This window comes from Campylobacter concisus (assembly GCF_003048615.2).
GTDB classification, from domain to species: domain Bacteria; phylum Campylobacterota; class Campylobacteria; order Campylobacterales; family Campylobacteraceae; genus Campylobacter_A; species Campylobacter_A concisus_C.
Map to the genome: position 1 here is coordinate 1,429,230 of NZ_CP049263.1, position 19,393 is coordinate 1,448,622.

Annotated in this window: 16 protein-coding genes and 1 pseudogene; 3 read left to right on the top strand and 14 right to left on the bottom strand. The window is 40.2% G+C overall.

Features of this window, described 5'->3' with window-relative positions; all coding sequences use genetic code 11:
- Positions 1-13 precede the first annotated feature (13 nt).
- The 8 genes from CVS89_RS07250 to CVS89_RS07285 all read right to left on the bottom strand — a co-directional run bounded on the left by CVS89_RS07250 (position 14) and on the right by CVS89_RS07285 (position 10,291).
- Positions 14-757, bottom strand: coding sequence for a hypothetical protein (locus CVS89_RS07250; RefSeq protein ID WP_107847630.1), 744 nt, complete (start codon positions 755-757; stop codon positions 14-16).
- 193 nt (positions 758-950) lie between these two features.
- Positions 951-1,961: a tRNA (adenosine(37)-N6)-threonylcarbamoyltransferase complex transferase subunit TsaD gene (gene tsaD / locus CVS89_RS07255; protein ID WP_107847629.1), complete on the bottom strand. Its 1,011-nt coding sequence runs from the start codon at positions 1,959-1,961 to the stop codon at positions 951-953.
- Positions 1,958-3,256, bottom strand: coding sequence for a M99 family carboxypeptidase catalytic domain-containing protein (locus tag CVS89_RS07260; RefSeq protein ID WP_107847628.1), 1,299 nt, complete (start codon positions 3,254-3,256; stop codon positions 1,958-1,960). Before CVS89_RS07260 ends, tsaD begins: the two co-directional genes overlap by 4 nt.
- On the bottom strand, positions 3,256-4,491 hold the full coding sequence (locus CVS89_RS07265) for a uracil-xanthine permease family protein (RefSeq protein WP_107847627.1): 1,236 nt from the start codon (positions 4,489-4,491) through the stop codon (positions 3,256-3,258). Before CVS89_RS07265 ends, CVS89_RS07260 begins: the two co-directional genes overlap by 1 nt.
- Positions 4,478-5,587: a 1-deoxy-D-xylulose-5-phosphate reductoisomerase gene (dxr, locus tag CVS89_RS07270; protein WP_107847626.1), complete on the bottom strand. Its 1,110-nt coding sequence runs from the start codon at positions 5,585-5,587 to the stop codon at positions 4,478-4,480. Before dxr ends, CVS89_RS07265 begins: the two co-directional genes overlap by 14 nt.
- Positions 5,569-6,300 (bottom strand): phosphatidate cytidylyltransferase, encoded by a 732-nt coding sequence (locus tag CVS89_RS07275; protein ID WP_107847625.1) that lies wholly within the window; start codon positions 6,298-6,300, stop codon positions 5,569-5,571. The genes dxr and CVS89_RS07275 overlap by 19 nt, the downstream gene beginning before the upstream one ends.
- A gap of 342 nt (positions 6,301-6,642) precedes the next feature.
- The gene (locus tag CVS89_RS07280; RefSeq protein ID WP_107847624.1) at positions 6,643-7,749 is read right to left on the bottom strand and encodes a D-TA family PLP-dependent enzyme; all 1,107 of its coding nucleotides are present in this window, start codon (positions 7,747-7,749) and stop codon (positions 6,643-6,645) included.
- A gap of 88 nt (positions 7,750-7,837) precedes the next feature.
- Positions 7,838-10,291: a molybdopterin-dependent oxidoreductase gene (locus tag CVS89_RS07285; protein ID WP_107847731.1), complete on the bottom strand. Its 2,454-nt coding sequence runs from the start codon at positions 10,289-10,291 to the stop codon at positions 7,838-7,840.
- Between the two features lie 162 nt (positions 10,292-10,453).
- Here CVS89_RS07285 and CVS89_RS07290 point away from each other — a divergent pair, with 162 nt between their 5' ends.
- The 3 genes from CVS89_RS07290 to CVS89_RS07300 are packed head-to-tail and all read left to right on the top strand — an operon-like array spanning position 10,454 to position 11,955.
- Positions 10,454-10,747 (top strand): putative quinol monooxygenase, encoded by a 294-nt coding sequence (locus CVS89_RS07290; protein WP_021084216.1) that lies wholly within the window; start codon positions 10,454-10,456, stop codon positions 10,745-10,747.
- Between the two features lie 32 nt (positions 10,748-10,779).
- On the top strand, positions 10,780-11,001 hold the full coding sequence (locus CVS89_RS07295) for a nicotinate phosphoribosyltransferase (protein ID WP_087581498.1): 222 nt from the start codon (positions 10,780-10,782) through the stop codon (positions 10,999-11,001).
- 51 nt (positions 11,002-11,052) lie between these two features.
- Positions 11,053-11,955, top strand: coding sequence for a hypothetical protein (locus tag CVS89_RS07300; RefSeq protein ID WP_107847622.1), 903 nt, complete (start codon positions 11,053-11,055; stop codon positions 11,953-11,955).
- A gap of 317 nt (positions 11,956-12,272) precedes the next feature.
- Here CVS89_RS07300 and CVS89_RS07305 read toward each other — a convergent pair whose 3' ends face one another.
- The 6 genes and pseudogenes from CVS89_RS07305 to CVS89_RS07325 form a co-directional block, all read right to left on the bottom strand.
- Positions 12,273-15,011 (bottom strand): M16 family metallopeptidase, encoded by a 2,739-nt coding sequence (locus CVS89_RS07305; protein WP_107847620.1) that lies wholly within the window; start codon positions 15,009-15,011, stop codon positions 12,273-12,275.
- A gap of 100 nt (positions 15,012-15,111) precedes the next feature.
- Positions 15,112-15,828, bottom strand: a complete 717-nt coding sequence (locus CVS89_RS07310; protein WP_012140154.1) for a basic amino acid ABC transporter substrate-binding protein — start codon at positions 15,826-15,828, stop codon at positions 15,112-15,114.
- A gap of 297 nt (positions 15,829-16,125) precedes the next feature.
- Positions 16,126-17,304 (bottom strand): methyl-accepting chemotaxis protein, encoded by a 1,179-nt coding sequence (locus CVS89_RS10325; RefSeq protein WP_430393994.1) that lies wholly within the window; start codon positions 17,302-17,304, stop codon positions 16,126-16,128.
- Positions 17,296-18,078 (bottom strand): annotated as a pseudogene (locus tag CVS89_RS10330) (cache domain-containing protein); the annotation flags it as partial. The gene CVS89_RS10325 and the pseudogene CVS89_RS10330, both read right to left, overlap by 9 nt.
- 104 nt (positions 18,079-18,182) lie before the next feature.
- Positions 18,183-18,521: a hypothetical protein gene (locus CVS89_RS07320; RefSeq protein ID WP_107847618.1), complete on the bottom strand. Its 339-nt coding sequence runs from the start codon at positions 18,519-18,521 to the stop codon at positions 18,183-18,185.
- Positions 18,522-18,618: 97 nt separating this feature from the next.
- Positions 18,619-19,389 (bottom strand): basic amino acid ABC transporter substrate-binding protein, encoded by a 771-nt coding sequence (locus CVS89_RS07325; protein WP_107847616.1) that lies wholly within the window; start codon positions 19,387-19,389, stop codon positions 18,619-18,621.
- Between the last annotated feature and the right edge of the window lie 4 nt (positions 19,390-19,393).

The window sequence follows — 19,393 nt, forward strand, 5'->3', positions numbered from 1 at the left end:
TTAGTAGCAAAATTTATCTTGCATAAAACATCGCAACCAAACCGCGGTTTATATCTTTCGTATCGCCATCATCTATCTTTGTAACCTTTGAGATGCTCACACTTTTATCGCTATTTATCGTGAAAGTGAGCTCAATAACTCTCTCATTTACCTTTCTAGCATTTTCACCAAAATAGATCACTTCTGGCTCTTTTTGCGAGTAGTAGGCGGCATATTTGCTTTGGGCTACGACGTTGTCAAAGACCCATTTTTGTTTGATATCCAAATTTTGAGCAAGCTCATTTTTAAACTCAAGGTCACAGCTAACAGAGGCTAGGTAGCCAGCACTTTCTTTTGTCGGATCAAATTTACAGTGCTTGTTTGCAATTGATAAAATAGTCTCTTTATCTATGCTTTTACCACTTTTTAATATGCTATTTGCACTATCAAGTGCTAGCTCTAAGCTGTTATCAACTCTTTTTTGCTGAGCAGCTTTTGCATTATTTAGAGCTTTTATGTAGCCGCTATTTTTTCTTTCAAACTCATCTTCAAGCACATTTTTCCCCACAACGCAACTTACTTTAACCACTTTTTTATCGTCACTACTGATGTCTTGCCACTGAGTGCTTGTACAGCCCTTAAAGCTATCTATCGCTGAGCCTATTGTTATTGATTTGTTACCTTTTAAAATGTAGTTTTTAACAATACCTATGTTGCTTTCCTTGCAGCCCACTAATAATAAAAGTGCGCTAAATCCTAGAAATAGAGCCTTTTTCATCATTTTACCTTTTTGTAAATTTGATGAAATAGTACCAAACTAAAGTTTAAATTATTATGATTTTATTAAAATAAATTACATAAATATAATTTATTAAAATAATTATTGAAAATTTAAGCTTGAAATAGCGCAAATTTGTATTGTTTTAAAAATTTAAAAATAGAAAATTTTAAATAAAAGGTTTTGAAGAAAATTATAGATCTAGCTCAAATTTCTTAAAGCTAACCCTTGGGTTTATAGTTAGCTTATCATGCGAGATAAACTCTTTTTTTAAGTATTTCTCACGCCCAGCTCTTGCTATCATCAGCGCGTTATCAGAGCAAAACGCAAGCGGGGCTAGCAAAAGCTCACATCCATTTTCTTGACAAAGCGCTTCAAGCCTTTTTCGTAAATTTAAATTTGCACTTGCTCCACCAACCACGCCAAAACGCTTGAAATTTCTTAGCTTAAAAACCTTTTCAAGCTTATTTAAGATGTGTTCACAGGCCGTATTTTCAAAGGCGTAGCAAATATCTGAGATATCTTTTTGTGTGATAGTTTCAAGCTTTGAAATTTCAACCCTGACTTGGTTTTTAAGCCCCGAAAAGCTGTATTCAAGGCGTTTGTCGTGAAGAAGTGGGACGGTAAATTTAAACCTCTCTTTATCTTCGCACAAAAGTGCATTTTGCTGTACCACAGCACCCCCTGGATAGCCAAGATCAAGCATCTTTGCCACCTTGTCAAAGCTCTCACCAAAGCTATCATCGCTTGTGCTTGCAAGCTCCAAAATCTCGCCATTTTCGCTAATCTCAAGAATCATCGTATGTCCGCCACTAACTAGCAAAACGCCAAGTGGGAAGGTGGCTTCATGGTCTAAAAATAGCGAGTAGATGTGGCCAACTAGGTGATTTACGGCGATTAGTGGGATATTTAGGGCGATGCTTAGCGCCTTTGCCATGCTCACACCTCCTATCAGGCTCACGCTTAGCCCTGGCTCGTTTGTCACAGCGATCGCGTTTATATCTTTTAAATTTGGCAAGATGTCATTTAAAAGTGCTGGCAGCGCCTTTGTATGAAGCCTTGCCGCAAGCTCTGGAACCACGCCACCAAAGATAGCGTGCTCCTCTTCTTGCGAGATCTTTTTATAATAAATTTGCTCCAGCGTCTCTTCGTCTATGAGCGCGACAGAGCTATCATCGCAGCTACTTTCGATGCCAAGTATCATCTAAACTCCGCTAGTATCATGCCAGCAAATTTCTCTTTGCCACTTTCACTTTTGTAAAACTCAACTCGGTAAATTTTGCCATCTTTATCTATGCTATAGCTTTTGTTTAGGCTGTTTTTATCGATCTCTTGCTCGCTCTCATCAACACTTTTAGTGCCGTATCCTATGACATTTACGCGCACATTTTTGAGAGCTTTTATCTTAAAGCTCTTTTTAACGCTAAATTTATCGCCGCTTTTTAGCACCTGCTCGTTGCCATCGCTCATAAGAGAAATTTTATCAAGTGGCTTTGCAAACTCGAAGTATTGCGGTTTTAGCCTAGTGACAGAGCGGTTGCCATACTGCACTTTGTAAGTCTCTTTTTCTTTTATAACGGCGATTAGTGGATTTGGCGAGTGGTAGCTTAGCTCGCCCTTTTTAAATGGGACAAAATTTATCACAGGTTTTAAATTTTTAAGGCTAAGAGCGTAGCTGTCAAATAGCTCAAGCCTAATCTCTTTTTCGATCGCTTTTTTCACGCTTTTGACATCGAGCTCAAAGGGCCTAGTAAAGCTAATGCCAGCCTTTTTCATATACTCCTCGATCGCTATAAGGTGATAATATGTCCTTTGCTCGGCGTTTAAATTTTTACTAGCTTCGTTTGCAAAGGCGGACTTGTTTTGCGTGATCGCGTAATAGGTGAGGCTTTTTAGCATCTCTTTGTCGCCCATCGCTGTGTGCGTATTTTTTACGTGATACTGATGTTTTGGATCTATAAGGTGCTTATTTAGCACGTCTTTTACGCTTGAGGCGATGCTTTCAAGCTCTGGGTACTTTGAGCCTGGTAGTGTGCTTTGGTCTATGATGCAGGTATTGCCCCATTTGTCGGGATTTTCGTCCTTATTTATAAAAGTATCTCTGTAATATCCGCTGCCATCGTGTAAATTTAAAATGAGAGTGACGTTTTTGTCGGTGATAACGTCTTTTATCTTCATCACCGAGTTGTAGTCTGGATCGTCTTTATCGACGTGGGCGAATTTTCTATTCATATCGCCCTTTGTGCCGCGACTTCGCTCGATGATACTTGGGAAATTTAAATTTGGCACAACCCAAAGCGAGCCTTTTGTGATATTATAGTCAGTCGCCACGATAGAGGCCGCCAAAAAGCCGCCTGGCTCGTCGCCTTGTATGCCACCGATTAAGAGCATAGTATTGCTACTTGGCTCACCTTTTTTGATAAGTGCATAGTCCAGTGCGCCTGCATTTGCAAGGCTTGCAGCCGCTAGAGCTGCTAGAAAAAGTCTAAATTTACGCATTAATATCCTTCGTAATGCTTTGTTTTTGGCAAAAGCAAATTTAAAACTATACCAGTAACCGCGCCAAGTCCGATACCTGAAAATTTAACCGCACCAAGATCAAGCACCATGCCGCCGATGGCAAAGATGAAGATGAGGGCTACGATTATCATATTTCTAGGATCGGCAAGATCGACTCTGTTTTTTATAAGTGTCTCCATGCCAACGCTTGCGATGATGCCAAAAAGTAGCAGCATGATACCGCCGATAACTGGAGCTGGGATGGTCGAGAGCACCGCGCCAAGCTTGCCAACGAAGGCTAGCACGATAGCAGTGATCGCTGCAAAGGTCATGATTGCTGGATTATACGCTTTAGTAAGGCTAACTGCGCCTGTGACCTCTGAGTAGGTGGTGTTTGGCGGACCACCAAAGGCAGCAGCTAGCGAGGTGGCTAGACCGTCGCCTAAAAGGGTGTTTTTAAGACCTGGATTTTTCAAAAAATCCTCTTTTGTGACGTTTGATATAGCGAGCATATCGCCGATGTGCTCGATCGCTGGGGCGATGGCGATAGGTATCATATAGATGATCGCTTCAAGTTCAAATTTTGGTGCGCTAAAGCTTGGCACTCTAAACCAAGGGGCGCTTGCGATGGCGCTAAAATCAACCATGCCAAAGCAGTAAGCCACGATGTAGCCAGCGATGATGCCAAGCAGGATCGGTATGAGCCTAAACATCCCCCGTCCTAGCATCATGACAACGATAGTAGCTATAAGCGAGGTGGCTGCTACCATCATAGCTACGTTTTGAGTGTAGGTTTCGGTAGCTGAAGTAGCCATCTTAACGGCATTTGGAGCTAATATCAGACCTATGGTCATGATGACTGGACCAACGACAACTGGAGGCAAAATTTTATGCAAAATTTTCTCTCCGCCAAAGCGAACGACAAGACTTAGTGCGACGTAGAAAAATCCAGCAAATATAACGCCGCCCATGGTCACTGGTATGCCCCATTTTTCGATGCCGTACTGAAGCGGAGCGATGAAGGCAAACGAGCTTGCTAAAAAAATAGGCGGAACATTTTTTCTAGTTATTAGCTGAAAAAGCAGCGTGCCAAGGCCAGCCGTAAAGAGCGCTACGTTTGCATCAAGCCCCGTAAGAATAGGCACGAGCACGAGCGCGCCAAAGGCGACAAATAAAAACTGCACACCGATCAAGCTTTGCCTAAGATCAAATTTATACCCCTCATACCTTTGCATTTAGCATCCTTTTTGCGTATTCTCGAACCTCTTTATCAACTTCATAAATTTCATCTACGCTTGAAATTTTAAGACTCTTAAATTTCTTAGCCAAGCCCAAAATGAGCCTTGAGATATCCAAAAATGAGCACTTTTTCTCTAAAAAGCTAAATACTCCAACCTCGTTTGCAGCGTTTATTACAACACCTAGATCAGGGTTTGCCAAGACTTCATCTTTTAGTGAAAAGACTGGATACTTTTTAAGGCTGATCTTGTGAAATTTGATATTTTTTAGATCAAGTAAATTTGCGTGCGAGACGATATTTTGCTCAACTTTTTCAAAGATAGCATGCGCGATAGCTAGCTTCATATCTGCTCGCGAGAGATGCATTGTGCTTGAGCCGTCTACGAACTCGACTACGGCGTGGATGGCTGAGGTTGGCTCTATCACGGCCTCGATATCTTTTATGCCGTAAAGCCAGTAGGCCTCCATCACCTCAAAAAGCTTGTTTGTCATCGTCGCGCTATCAATTGTTATCTTTGCGCCCATATCCCAGTTTGGGTGTTTTAGCGCGTCGCTTGGCGTGGCATCTTTTAGAAATTTGATCGGCTTTTTATAAAATGCCCCGCCACTTGCTGTGATGATAAGCTTGCTTGTGGTAGTTTTGTTTTCTAGTAGAAATTTAAGCCCAAAATGCTCGCTGTCAATTGGCAAAATTTCTCTTGTTTTTAAAAATTTGCCGCCAACTACAAGGCTCTCTTTGTTTGCAAGTGCCAGCTTTTTACCAAGTGCTTGCGTCTTTAGACTAGGAGCAAGTCCAGCAAAGCCAACAAGGGCGTTTATCACCTTTTTTGAGCTTGAAATTTCAAGCATTTCTAGCAGTCCAACTTCACCAAAAAAGACGTTTTTAGCTTCAACATTTTTTACATTTTTAGCCAGCTTTTCATCGCCCACGCAGACAAATTTTGGCCTAAATTTTAAAATTTGCTCGTTTAGAAGATCAACATTTTTAGCGCAGCTTAGCGCCTCAACCTCTACATTAAATTTTTCGCAAAGATTAAGAGCATTTTTGCCGATCGAGCCAGTTGAGCCAAGTATTACCACGATAGCGACCAAAGTAGCGCAACAACGCCAAATAAATAGCCATCTATCCTATCAAGCATGCCGCCGTGACCTGGGAAAAGCGCGCCACTGTCTTTGACACCGCAAAGTCTTTTTAAGTAGCTCTCAAAGAGATCTCCCCAGACCGCAAAGACGCAGACTAAAAAGCTTGAAAATAGAATTTGAAAAAATCCATCTGTTACGAAATTTCCAACTACGCAGCCAACTATAGTGCCCACTATCACGCCGCCAACTGCGCCTTCTATGGTTTTGTTTGGTGAGCTTGGGCTAAACGGATGCTTGCCAAAGGCTTTGCCAACGAAAAATGCGCCACTATCGCTTGCAACGACGCTTAAGATAAGCCATGCAAGATAGCCCATGCCATACTCTGAATAAAGCATCCACATCATAAATATAGGAGTTGTCGGATAGACAAAAGGGGCGACTAGCTTTAAATTTTCGCTTTTTATGTGTGCAAGGATAGATGCTACCAGCATGATAGCTAGGATCGCGATGAAGATCGGATTTGTAAAATATGTAAGCACGTAAAATGCGAGTGCTGCATAAACTAGCTGTTTGTGATCGATGCCGTAAAGCTTGAGCGACTCATTAAAGGCAAAGTAAAGCACAGCGCCAAGCAAAATAAAATTTAAAATATAATTATCTATAAAAAAAACTACCAAAATAGCAACAAACATCAAAACGCCAGTGATAATGCGTGAGGACATACACTCTCCTTAAAATCGTTATTTTGCCGTAATTATAACACTTAAAATTTAGACGGCGTTTATAAGAGTGAAATTTGGTTTAAAATGTGTTTTAAAATTTGATACGAGCATGAAAGGATGTTTGATAGTGTTTTATATTTTCATGTGGTTTATTAAATTTTAAAATTTTATGAACGAGTAATTTCGGCTCTAAAATTTGAGCTAAGCTGTAAGCGAAGCCAAATTTTAGTAGTCAATTCTTGCGAGTGAATGAAAGTTTTAAAATTTACCAAAAAGTATAAATTTACTACGATCCATGCGGTGGTTTAAATTTGTTTAGTGCAGATTTTATCTGCCATATCCCTACTCCACCCTGCCTCTTGCTAAAACTGGCACTTTTTCGCAGACCTCATCGCCGCTTACAAGATAGGCGTAGTCATACAAATTTACCACTGGGCAGATGTGATTTGGATAGATGCGAACAAGATCGCCCACGCGTACACTTTTTGCAAATTTCTCGTTTAAGATGATCGCATGCTCGTCAAATAGACTATCTATCCACACTTCATGCTCCGCGATGAGCCCCATGCCAGGCGTCGTGCAAAAGCCCTCGCTGCGTCTCTCTTTGGTTAGCGCCTTTGCCCCAGCATCAAGGATCGTGCGGGTCGCAGTCGGCCTTGAGATCACGACGCTAAGCACGCTAGCAGCGTTCATATCAAAGCTGCCATAAGCATTTGCCTGCGACGCATCCATAAATATATATGTGCCAGGGCGAAGCTCCGTAACGCCTTTTGGTATCTCAAAGTCGTTTATCAGCGACGGCGTAGAGCCGATGCTAACGGTAAAATTTTCATACCCAAACTCACGCGCGATATCAGCAAATTTTAGCGTTCTTGCAGTCGCTACTTTAAAAATTTGCTCGCACTCATGCTTATCTTTTGCCTTGTACGAGTGGCCATCATGTGAGAAAACGCCGCAAAATTCCACGTTTTTGCACCCTTTAAAAGCGCTCATCAAAGCTCTAAAATCGCCCTCTTCAATGACACCCGAGCGGTTTTCGCCAACCTCTATCTCGACAAGCAGCCTAGCTATCTCGCCAGCCTCGCCAAATACCTCGTCAATGAGCCTTAAAACGCCCACGCTATCGACGCCAAAGCTCACTTTTACGCCAGATCTTACAAGGGCTATGATGCGAGCAAATTTCTGCTTTGTGACAATCTCATTTGCGATGAAAATGTCGCTTAGCCCCTCTTTTGCCATCACCTCAGCCTCGCCCACTTTTGCCACCGTGACGCCCTTTGCGCCACACTCTACTTGCAGTTTTGCAAAATACGGCATCTTGTGCGTTTTGGTATGTGGTCTTAAGCTTACGTTAAATTTATCAGCGTATTTTTGCATTTTTTCTAAGTTTTTTAGCACTATCTCCCTGTCTATGAGTAGCGCTGGGGTGTCTATTTCAGCGATTTTCATGAGCTATCCTTTCTTTTTTCTTAGATTTTAACTCTAATTATTTAAAAAAGGATAGCTTTTAGCACTTTAAATTTTCAAAGTGTTACTTTTAGGCCTTTCTTGCGCCGATCTTTGGTGCGTCAAACGCCCTGACACGCTTTGGCGTGCCCTTAAATTTCTCGACCTCGACAAGGCTCGTGTGGGCAGTGTTGCTCTGGCTCATCTTGCTTGATGGCACGTCTTTTGTGAGCACGTTTAAATTTCCGTGCAAGCAAAGGCTCTTCTCACCTGGCACATCTGGGTCGTACCAAGCACCCTCGCTCACAATGACAACGTTTTGCGGCACGTCCTCGGTCACAAATGCACCGCACAAAATTTCGCCCCTGTCGTTGTAAATTTTCACTACGTCGCCCATTTTTATCCCTCTAGCCTCGGCTGTTTTTGGGTTTATGAGCACTGGCTCACGCTCTGCGATCTCGTTAAAATGGCGAAGCACAGAGTTGTTTAGCTGCGAGTGAAGTCTAAATTTAGAGTGCGCACCGCTGATGGCGATAGGGTATTTTTTATTTTTTGCGCCCAGCCATTCAAATGGCTCAAGCCACGTCGCATGCGGTGGGCAGTCATCGTAGCCAAAGCCAGCGACCGTTTCAGAGTAAATTTCTATCTTGCCAGATGGTGTTTTTAGCGGATTTGCCGCTGGATCATCACGGAATTTCTTGTAGTTTGTAAAGTAGCGTTTTTTCTCATCGACCTTGTCAAATCTAAAATAACCCTTCTGCCAAAACTCATCAAAGCTTGGCATGCTCTCATACCCAAGCCCAGCAGCCTTTTTAACGGCATCTTCGTAAATTTCTTTGACCCACTCTAGCTCGCTTTTGCCCTCGCTAAATGCCTCTTCTCTGCCCCACTCTTTTGCGATCAGCCTTGCGATCTCGAAGTCACTTTTACTCTCACCAAATGGCGCGACAAGCGGCTTAATGGCAAAGAGATACTCGTTAGTTGAGTTTGCCATCTCGATGTCCGTTCGCTCGCACTCAAGCGCAGCTGGCAGGACGATGTCGCTAAATTTAGCCGTGCTCGTCCAAAATGGCTCGCAAGTGATGATCGCACTAACTTTTTGCATAGCTTTTATCGCTCTATTAGTCTCTGGATGCCTTGTAAATGTCGAGCCGTTGGCGTTAAACATCACTCTGATCTTTGGTAGCTTGTAGCTTTTGCCATTTCTAGTTATCTCTTTGCCAGGACTTAAAAGTGCGTCTATGAGCCTTGAGTTTGGCAGCTCATAGCCCTTAGTCTTTGGCACAAGGCCACTATCAATGAATTTTTGTGGCACCTTCGTCTCAAAAGCCGCTAGTTTAGGCGCTATATAGCTCTCGTCAGCGTTTTTGTGCATGCCGTCATTTGTGACAAAGCCACAACCCTCTTTGCCGATGTGTCCAAGCATCGCATTTAGCGTCACGAGCGCCCAGTACGCCATCTCGCCGTGATCTTGCCTTTGGATGGCGTAGCCACTAACTATGACTGAGTCGTTTTTAGCTAGATCCTCGCTAAATTTCGCCAGCTCTTGCTCGCTCACGCCACAAATTTTGCTTGCCCAAGCTAGGTTTTTATTGACCCCATCTTTTGTGCCAAGCATATACTCTTTAAATTTATCAAAGCCAACGGTGTATTTTTCTATAAATTCTTTGCTATAAAGCCCCTTTTCAAAAAGGTAGTTGCACATACCTATCATCATCGCCGTATCGGTGCAAGGCACGACTTCAAGGTACTTTGCGCCAAAATATCTTGCGCTTTCGTTGTGATAAACATCGACGCTATAAATTTTCATCTCGCCGTTCTCGCCTTTTTTTCTGATCTCATCGTAGTATTTATATGAGTTGTGAAGCGGCACACCAATGGCGATCTTGTTTGAAACGACTGGGTTTGTGCCCCAAAATACGATCGTTTTGGCATTTTTTAAGATAGCCTCCCACTTTGTTGGCGCGAGCGTTGGATCGATAAAGCCTGTGATGTGCGGCAAGATGACAGTCGCTGCGCCGTATGAGTAGCCACCAAGCTCATTTACATATCCGCCAAGCACGTTAAGTAGCCTCTTTGCGGTCTTTTGGCTGTGGCCAACTTTACCAAGGCTACCCCACTGATAAACCTGTCCGTATATCGCTTCAGCGCCGTATTTATCAAAATTTTCTTTTAAAATTTTCGCACTTAGTTTTATCGCTTCGTCCCAGCTAACGCGCACAAATTCCTCTTTGCCACGAAGCTCTGGCTTTGGGTTGTTTGAGTCAGCCAAAAAGCTCTTTCTAACAAATGGATATTTTACACGGCTTTCATTTTGGATATGATCAAGAAGTGCGTTGTTTAGCTCATTTGGGCACGCATCGCCCTCAAATGGCTCAGTCTCAACCACGCGGCCTGCGATAGTTTTTACATAAAATGGGCCAAATTTGTTTGCACTTAGTCCGCTTTGCTTGTCAAAGAGCGCCTGAGCTGCTCCGTCAAGCTCTTTTGCTTGAAGGCTTGCTGCACTTAAGGCACCAAGCTTTAAAAAGTCTCGTCTTTTCATTTTTTCTCCGATTTTGGTTAAATTTACTGTTTTTTTGTTGGTTTTATGAGTTATAAATTTAGTATTTTGTATCATCTAGTCATTAAAAGGCCTTGTAATGTAATACGCAAACTTGCGTCTAAATTGCGTTATTTTAGCCAAAAAATATTAAAGGATAGACAAATGGTAGGATTTTATGTAAATGTAAAGTTAAAAGCTGGATGCGAGGCGAAATTTGAAGAAATTTTAAAAGAGATCGTGCCAGCTTCAAGAAAAGACAAAGGCTGCATAAGCTACGAGTGTGGCGTGGTTGCGGGCTCTAAAAGCGAATACTGCTTTATGGAGAGCTGGGAAAATTTAGAGAGCCAAAAAGAGCATATGAAGAGCGCTCACATGGTGAAAAATGCGGCTGCGCTGGAGGCTTGCAAAGAGAGCCAAGAGGTGAAAATAATAAATTTTGTAAGTGTAAAGGAATAATATTTGCTTAAAAAGGGACAAAATTTAGAAAAATGAGCGAAGAAAAGATGCTTGAGATGATAAACGCGACTGCCGATGTTATTTTTATGGCTATACTTAGAGGACGTGTGAGCCTTGAAGCCTGCAAAAAGGACAAGGAATTCATCGACGCTTTAAGAGAAGAGCTGCTTAGCAAAAACCCAAACAAGCTCAAAGTCGCGCAAGATTCGCACCAGATGATCGCCATTTTTGAAAAATACCGCAATAAAAAATAATCCCACTTAAAATTTAAATCCATTTGCCGATATAGTGTTAAAGGATTTGACATGATAAACGCACTAAATGGACTTAATCAAAGCTTTAACCACCAAGACACTTTTAATAAACAGCCAACGACTATCGCAAATTTAGACAGAGTAAAAATTTCTCCCAATGCCCTAGACATCAAGCATCTATCGCTCTCTGGCTACTCGTCAAATGATAAAATTTCTATCTGGGGCAAAATGAACGGGCTTGATAGCAAGATGGGTAAAGATGAAGTTGCTAGCCTTAAAAATTTCGTTGATAGCACGAAGCTTTGGAGGTTAAACTCCATTTTAACTAGCGAGAAAAACGGCTTTAGCGTAGATGAGTTTAACAAAACTTACAATATATATGCTATTGCCACCGACAACCTGAAAATTCTAATCAACCACGCCAATGGCACACTTTATCTAAACCGCGAAGCTACAAATTTGCTAGACTCTGATCTAAGTATCGATAAGTTTAAAGACAAATGGCTGGAATTTACCGCCGAAAGAATACTTGGCGAACATGCAAATGTGAAAATTTCTTTTAAAGACGGGGCTCTCTCTTATGAGCAAACATCGGCTAAGAAGCGCATAGAGATCTTAGGTCAAGCGATGCTACAGCGTGTAAGCTACGCTGATAAAAACAGCAAAGATGAGTTTTTGAAATTTCTAAAAACAAGTTATGAAAAGGGCGAAAATATCGCTGATGTGCTGCAAAATATCGCCCTTATGCCAGTTAGAGAAGATGGCGATGAAGATATAGAAGAAGAGAAATTTAAACCTATGCAAGTTACCAAAAAGAGCGTGACCTATACTGACAAGGATATAAAACGCGAATTTTTTGAGGAATTTATCAGGCGCGAGGTCGAAAATGGAGCGAGCTTTGATGATCTAGTGCAAAAGCTAAACAAGCTAAAACCAAAGGATATACTGGCTTAGCTTTAGGTTTAAATTTTGGGGCTGGCTTGGCGCGCTAAATTTATTTAGGCTTAAATTTAAAAAGCCAGCTTAGCAAACTAAATTTTTATTTAGATTTAAATTTCTGGAGGCTGGCTTAGCTACTCAAATTTCTGCTTAATCTTAAATTTTAAAAAGCTAGCTTAACTCCAAATTTTCTACTCAAGTTTAAATTTAAAGAGCTAGCTTGACTTCTCAAATTTCTGCTTAATCTTAAATTTTAAAGAGCCAGCTTTGCTCCATAAATTTATATTCAGGTTTAAATTTAAAGAGCCAGCCAGCCCAGCCCCAAAAAATTTCTACTTTGGATTATTTATACTTATCACCATATTTTTCTCATCAAGATATAGCCTAGCAGCCTCTTTGATATCGTCATTTGTGAGCGCTTTGACCGCATCTATATACTCATTAGCCGTGTAAAGTGGCGTGTTAAAAATTTTATTTGAGATGATGAGATTTTGCCAAAACTCAGGCTTTTCGTAATCTTTCTTTATAGAAATTTCACTCTGCGCCTTAAAATCCTCCAAATGTTTTGGCATAAGCGCGCCATCACGCTTTATGCTAGCTATTATCTCTTTTATCTCGGCGATGATCTTGTCCGTGTTTGCAGGGTCGCAAGTAAAGCCGATCACCGCTTTTGAGTGCTCATACGGATAGCGAGTGAGCTTGGCATTTAAGCTAAAGCCGTATGTTTGACCTTTATCTTCTCTGATCTTTTCTCGAAGCGCCGTTTTTAAGACCGAGCTTAGTGCTCTTAGCTTGACCACCTCTTTGAAGCTGTATTTTGTATCTAAATTTACGATATCCACGCTCACATCGCTTCTTTTTGTGCTTTGATACCCTCTTTTAAAGGTGTGCTCTCCCTTGATGCTTCGCACGCCGTCGTCTTTGAAATTTTCGGCCTCACCAAGCTTTGGCAGCGTGGCGATATACTTTTTCACAAGAGGCAAAAGCCTCTCCTCGTCGGTGTCGCCGATGATTACGAAGGTGTATGAGGCTGCATTTGTAAATTTATCTTTGATGATCTCTTTTAGCTCATTTAGCTTTAACGCATCAATATCATCCATCTCAAGTGGCGTGACACGCTTATTATTTTCGTAAAAAAACTTGCTAAATTCGGTGCTAAATTTATATTCAGGCAAATTTTGCTCTTTAGCTAGCTCATCTTTTGCTCTTTGTTTTATCCTCTCAAGCACGTTTGCATCGGCTCTTGGCGAGCTAAACTCTAAATTTATAACAGCTAGCAACGAGCCAAGATCACCACTGCTTGAAGAGCCGTAAATGCCCTGTGTAAGCGCCTCTATGCTCTTTTCGTAGCTTACTATCTTGTCGTTTAGCACCTTTGAAAGCTCATAGTTGTTAAATTTACCAACGCCACTTTCATTTGTAAGCGCAACCGCAAAGCCACCAAGCTTAGGATCGGCAAGATCTGAAGTGCCACCCTTGCTAATGGCTGCAAACAAGATGCTATCTTTTTTGGTGGCTAGTGGCTTAAAAATGACTTGTGAGCCATTTGGCAGCTTATAAGTGTAGATGCCATGCTTTTGATCAAATTCTTTAGAAACGATATCTTTTGGCTCTAAATTTTCATTGCCAAGGCTCTTATTTAGGCTCACGTTAGTTAAATTTGTATCGTAAGGGCTAACCTCATCTTTTAGCTTCAAAAAGGCACCTTTGCTAAGTTTAAAACCATCTTTACTAAAGACCCTCACGCGCTCATCAGGTATGGCTAAAATTTGCCTAAATCTAGCATTAACATCTTCAAGCGTGATCTCGTTTAAGAGCTTTAGGCTAAGGTTTTTGCTATCTTCATCGCTTAGCACAAAGCCGCCATTTTCGATCATATTTAAAATTTCACTTGCATAAGCGCTTGATTTTTTAGTTTTTGAGCGTTTAAATTTAGCCTCTACATTTGCCACAAACGCCTTTTTCGCATCGGCAAAATCGCCTTTATTAAAGCCAAATTTCTCAATGCCCTTTAAAACGCTTAACATATCTTTAAGGCTAGCGTTAAAATCATCTCCGATCACATTTGCCTCAAAGCTATAAATTTTTTGCTTTGCTTGAAGCGTTTGCGCCATAAAATCAACACTTAAATTTGATGAATTATTTGCATTTTTTTGCTCATAAAGCATATTTATAAGGCTAGCTATTAGCGCATCTTTTAAATTTCGCTTCACGTCAGCCTCGTCTGAGACTGGCTTAAATTTATCAAAAAAGCTAAGTCTTACAAACTGAGCTGCCGTCTCGTTTGCGTCGTAGTTAAAGACATTTAGCCCATCTTTAAAAGCGATGCTTTTATCTGGATGAACGTAAGAGTTGCTGTTTTTTGCTGCGCTAAAGTTTTTCTCTATCAGAGTTTTTATCTCGTTTTTATCAAAGTCGCCAACTGCTACAAAGCTCATAAATCTTGGCTGATATAGCCTCTCGTAAAACTCTTGCATGTGCTTAGCATCCACGCTTTTTATCACGTTCATATCGCCTATAGGCACTCTTTTTTGATAGATGCTGCCAGCAAAGATGTCCTTGCTCTGGGCAAGATAGAGCCTATATGCTGGCGTGTTTCGCTGGCGCTCCTCCTCCATTATGACGCCTCGCTCCTTATCAAGCTCGCCCGCGTCGATCTTTACGCCATCGATCCAGTTTGAAAAGACCTTGAAAACGTCCTTTAAATTCTTCTCATTTACATTTATGCTTAGCGTGTAGCTCGTCTGATCGTAGCTGGTTTGCGCGTTTAGATCAGCGCCAAATTTAACCCCAAGGCTCTCAAGCTGTTTAATGAGCTCATTTTTGCTAAAGTCACGGCTGCCATTAAACGCCATGTGCTCCAAAAAGTGCGCAAGCCCCTGCTCGCCGTCTTTCTCATCAGTAGAGCCTGAGTTTACGACTAGGTAAAAGATAGCTGTATTTTGCGGGAGTTTATTCTCTTTTATATAGTATTTAAGCCCGTTTTTTAGCTCGCCACTTAGCATATCTTTGTCATTTTGCAAGGCAAAGAGACTAAGCGCTAGGCACAAAAGTAGCAGAATTTTTCTCATAATCCGTCCTTTAAATTTCTATGTAAAAGCGGATTTTAGTATAAATTTTAAAATGCAAGATAAAGCTAGCCTGCTAAATTTGCAGGCTAGTTGGGAGGTGTTATTTTAGTTCGTATTTTTTAAGCAGTGCGTCGTAGCTGCCGTCTTTTTTCATCTCATCTAAAATTTGATTTATCTTAGCAATAAGCTCGCTCTGCTTATTTTTATCAAAAGCGATTGAAAAGCCCTCGCTACCATCAACCTCTTTGAAAAACGCCTCTACTTCAGGGTTTTTCTTGATAAAGCCATAGCCGATTGAGCTATCAAGGATGACTGCGTCAAATTTGCCAACTTTTAGTCCCATTATGAGTGGCACAGTGTCCTCTGAAGGCACTACTTTTGCGCCATTTATCGCATTTGCAGCTAGCTCTTGGATGGTGCCTTGTTGCACGCCTACTTTTTTGCCAGCTAGCTCCTCTTTAGCTTTTAAAGCATCGTTGCCTTTTTTCTTTAGGTAGATGTTTTCAGTTAGGTAGTATGGCTTTGTAAAGTCAATCGACTTTAGTCTATCGGGAGTCGCGCTCATCGCACTTATGATGCCATTTATCTTGCCAGCTTTAAGCGCTGGGATAAGGCCATCAAAGCTCATATTTATGATCTTGTATGAAAAGCCAGCACGCTTTGAAATTTCATCTATCAGATCGATGTCAAAGCCTGTTATTTTGTTGTTTTCATCGATGTATTCAAATGGCGGGTAGTTTGCCGCAGTACCAAATTTTAGCTCGTTTGCACAAAGAGCAACAAAAGCTGTCAGTAAAAGAGCAAAGATCTTTTTCATGTCTATCCTTTAAGGTGATTTAAAGCCCTAATTATCGGCATTTATCTATTAAAATTTGTTTAAATTTAGCGCAATGACAGAAATTTACATAAGCTTGTAAAGTGTATAGGTACGTGCTCTAGAAAGATTTTGATCAAATTTTAAAACTAGCTCAAAAATTATCTGAATATAAACTGCATGCAGTGCAAAGCACTGAGGCATGCCACTTCTAACGTGCGAGGGGTTTAGGGGATTTAAAGGGGGATAAGGGGACGGCTTCGTAATTCAAGTCCCCTTGTCCCCCTTTGGATAAAAAAGCTAAAATTTCTTCTTCCTAACCTCTTCAACTATAGCTTTAGCCATCTCATCTACTTCTGATGTTACTTCGTTTGCTTGGTTAGCTATGGATACACTCTCTTTTGTTAAGTGATCTATTTGAGCAACTGATTGATTGATCATATTAATTCCATCAGTTTGCTCTCTTATAGACTCACTCATCTCATTTATTGATTGAGCAAGTACATTTGCATTTGCTTCTATCTCACCAAGTGATTTTTGAGTACGTTCAGCTAGTTTTCTAACTTCATCAGCAACAACTGCAAAGCCACGTCCGTGTTCTCCTGCACGTGCTGCTTCAATAGCAGCATTAAGAGCAAGTAAATTTGTTTGATCTGCTATATCTCTTATTATTACGATGATATTTTTTATCTCTTCAGATTGTCTTGTTACATCTTCTGCTTTTTGACTTATTGCATTCATTGAGCTAGACATTTGCTCTACTGCAGCAGCTGATTCTTGCAAGCTATTTGCTTGGATGCTAGCTGAGTTAGCTACTTGTGAGACTGAGTCAGACAAAAGTTTTGCTTTTTCTTCAAGTATTTGTGCTTTATTTAGATTGTCATTTAGCATTTTAGATATCTCTATGCCTAGAGAGTTTATACCACTTGCTATCTTACCTTCATCATCAAGTCTTTTTGTAAAGTCTTGGTTTTTATAAGTGTTTAGTAGATCAAGAACATCTTTGCCGTTACTTGAGATTGCATTTTTAAGAGCAAGCTGTAGATCTTTAAATGTGCTTTTTAGTTGATTTAGAGCTGGGTTATTAGTATCTGCTTCTAAGCTTGCTTCATAGTTGCCATCTTTTATCTCATTTACAAAGGTGTTGGCTTTTTGGATGAAGATACTTTGATCTTTCATACCATCTTCAATGGCTTTTGTGTTTTTGTTTATTAGCTCTGCCATTTGACCAAATTCATCTTTAGATGTTATCTCTATAGGCTGGGCTTTGTTTGTCTTGTGATTTAGTAGATCAAAGAAAGATAGTAGGCCTGTTTTTAGTTTGAGGATGATTTTTAAAAGATATGATGATAGGTAAAGTGAGAGTAATAGTCCTAAAATAAGCACCACTACAAGCACTCCGACAGATGCATAAGCAAGTGAGTTTAGATCCTCTAAAAGCTCGTCTTTGTCTAGCTCGCCGATAAGATACCAGCCCATACTTTTGATATATTTTGAGCCGATCAATAAATTTCTGCCATCTTTTTCTAGTGAGACATAACCACCATTTTCACTGAGAAGTTTTTTGAGATTTGCATCGCCGACTATATCTTTTAGATTACCACTTACGTCTTTGCCGATCTTAATGTCGCCTTTTCCATCGACAAGTAGAAATTTACCGCCACTACCTATCTTTTGTGACTGGACAAAATTTACTATCTCGCTTAAATTTACGCCAGTTGCTGCGATGCCATAAAATTTATCATCTTTTTGAACTTTGTAGTTTATATACATCATTATCTTGCCGCTGCCGTCTTCAGCCTTGTTGATGTCGATTAGGCTTGGGCTGCTGCCATCTTTTAAGGCGTAGTACCATTTGTCATTTTCTGGATTAATGACCTTTAAAATTTTATCTTCAACGTAGTAGTTTAGGGTTCTATCTGAGCCAAACATTATCGTATCTAGCTTTAAATTTTTAGCAAGAGTTTGAAAGTAGTCAAACAAGACCTTTCTGCCGTGCTCGTCCTCGCCGTTTTTGACCCAGTCTATTAAGAAGCTATTTTGAGTTATTTGATAAGAAGCGTCGATTATCTTATCGATGTAAGATTCTATTTTATAGCCAACTTCATTGACAGCAAGTGGGAATTCTTTACTTTCGACCCTGTCGGTATATAAATTTTTAGCCATGTTATAGGTCACAAGACCAACCACACTAACACAAACCAAAAGCATGACACTTAGCACAAGTGCCGTTCTCATCCTGAGTGATTTCATTACATTCTCCTTAAAATAATTTATCTGTAAAATTAAGTGCGTATCATCTACTTTGCAACAAATATTTAGTAATTTTAAAACCTCGTTGATTTATGCTTTTCTCTCTAATGCGTTGGCTGTTTATACGCAAATACCATTCCAAAAGCACCATAAGTATCGACTGCTAATTTAGAAGTTTCTACTGTACATCTTGTACCTAATTTTAGACCAAAAAGATCAAAATCTTTACAAAACATTCCATCTATTCCGTAAGCGATAGAAATTTCTTTTAAAAATTCGTTTGCTAATAAACCTTCCAGAGTCTGTGCTTTAGGTTGTCTGACAGATTCAAATGCTTCGATCATTGCTCTTCTATGTGCTGCTTGATCAGGAACTGTCACTGAAGCTATATAAATTAATAATCCTAGCCAAAAAATGGTTTGCAGAATTTCTGAAATTTTCATTTTAAATCCTTTTAATTATTTAAATATTGTTAAATTTTAAAGATCTTGATCTTTTTACAGCAAGCAACTTACCTGCTACAAAATTATAGTTTAAAATTTACTTCTTTAAATCATACTTAGCGAGCATTTTGTCAAATTCGCCAGATTTTTGTAGCTCTTCGATCGCAGCATCTATCTTTTTGATAAGATCAGTATGTTTGCCCTTATCAAATGCCATCGCAAAGCCCTCTGTGCCATCAGGAAGTCTTAAAAACTCCTCTAAGTCTGGATTTTGTTTTAAAAACTCAACACCTATTGGACTATCAGTAAGCACAACATCGATCTTACTGGCATTTAGTGACATTATAGCTGCCGCTACGTTTTCAGCTGGGATTGACTGATTTGTGATCTTTTTAGCTGCCTCTTCTTGAAGTGTGCCAACTTGAGCTGAAATTTTCTTATCTTTAAGGTTGTCTTTATTTACATCTGAGCCTTTTTTGCGGATAAACAAATTCTCTGAAAAATAATATGGCTTAGTAAAATCAACAGACTTTCTTCTCTCATCAGTCGCGCTCATGCCGCTTATCGCGATATCGATCTTACCTGTTTTTAAAGCTGGTATTAGTCCATCAAAACTCATATTTGCAACGTCAAATTTGATCCCAGTTTTTTTAGTGATCTCATTTAAAAGATCGATCTCAAAACCAACGATTTGATTTTTATCATCAAGATATTCAAATGGAGGATAATCAGCACTTGATCCTACCTTATAAACTACCTCTTTGCTAGCTTCTGGCGCAGTTGCAGCGGTTTTTTTGCCACTATCATCACCACAACCTATAAAAAACAGAGCTAACCCTACCATTAAAAATTTTAATAAATTTTTCATTTTA

What these genes read in the sequence shown, in the direction of transcription:
- CVS89_RS07250 (WP_107847630.1), bottom strand. Translation starts at nt 757, where the DNA reads ATGAAAAAGGCTCTATTTCTAGGATTTAGCGCACTTTTATTATTAGTG.
- tsaD (WP_107847629.1), bottom strand. Translation starts at nt 1,961, where the DNA reads ATGATACTTGGCATCGAAAGTAGCTGCGATGATAGCTCTGTCGCGCTC.
- CVS89_RS07260 (WP_107847628.1), bottom strand. Translation starts at nt 3,256, where the DNA reads ATGCGTAAATTTAGACTTTTTCTAGCAGCTCTAGCGGCTGCAAGCCTT.
- CVS89_RS07265 (WP_107847627.1), bottom strand. Translation starts at nt 4,491, where the DNA reads ATGCAAAGGTATGAGGGGTATAAATTTGATCTTAGGCAAAGCTTGATC.
- CVS89_RS07275 (WP_107847625.1), bottom strand. Translation starts at nt 6,300, where the DNA reads ATGTCCTCACGCATTATCACTGGCGTTTTGATGTTTGTTGCTATTTTG.
- CVS89_RS07280 (WP_107847624.1), bottom strand. Translation starts at nt 7,749, where the DNA reads ATGAAAATCGCTGAAATAGACACCCCAGCGCTACTCATAGACAGGGAG.
- CVS89_RS07285 (WP_107847731.1), bottom strand. Translation starts at nt 10,291, where the DNA reads ATGAAAAGACGAGACTTTTTAAAGCTTGGTGCCTTAAGTGCAGCAAGC.
- CVS89_RS07290 (WP_021084216.1), top strand. Translation starts at nt 10,454, where the DNA reads ATGGTAGGATTTTATGTAAATGTAAAGTTAAAAGCTGGATGCGAGGCG.
- CVS89_RS07295 (WP_087581498.1), top strand. Translation starts at nt 10,780, where the DNA reads ATGAGCGAAGAAAAGATGCTTGAGATGATAAACGCGACTGCCGATGTT.
- CVS89_RS07300 (WP_107847622.1), top strand. Translation starts at nt 11,053, where the DNA reads ATGATAAACGCACTAAATGGACTTAATCAAAGCTTTAACCACCAAGAC.
- CVS89_RS07305 (WP_107847620.1), bottom strand. Translation starts at nt 15,011, where the DNA reads ATGAGAAAAATTCTGCTACTTTTGTGCCTAGCGCTTAGTCTCTTTGCC.
- CVS89_RS07310 (WP_012140154.1), bottom strand. Translation starts at nt 15,828, where the DNA reads ATGAAAAAGATCTTTGCTCTTTTACTGACAGCTTTTGTTGCTCTTTGT.
- CVS89_RS10325 (WP_430393994.1), bottom strand. Translation starts at nt 17,304, where the DNA reads ATGGGCTGGTATCTTATCGGCGAGCTAGACAAAGACGAGCTTTTAGAG.
- CVS89_RS07320 (WP_107847618.1), bottom strand. Translation starts at nt 18,521, where the DNA reads ATGAAAATTTCAGAAATTCTGCAAACCATTTTTTGGCTAGGATTATTA.
- CVS89_RS07325 (WP_107847616.1), bottom strand. Translation starts at nt 19,389, where the DNA reads ATGAAAAATTTATTAAAATTTTTAATGGTAGGGTTAGCTCTGTTTTTT.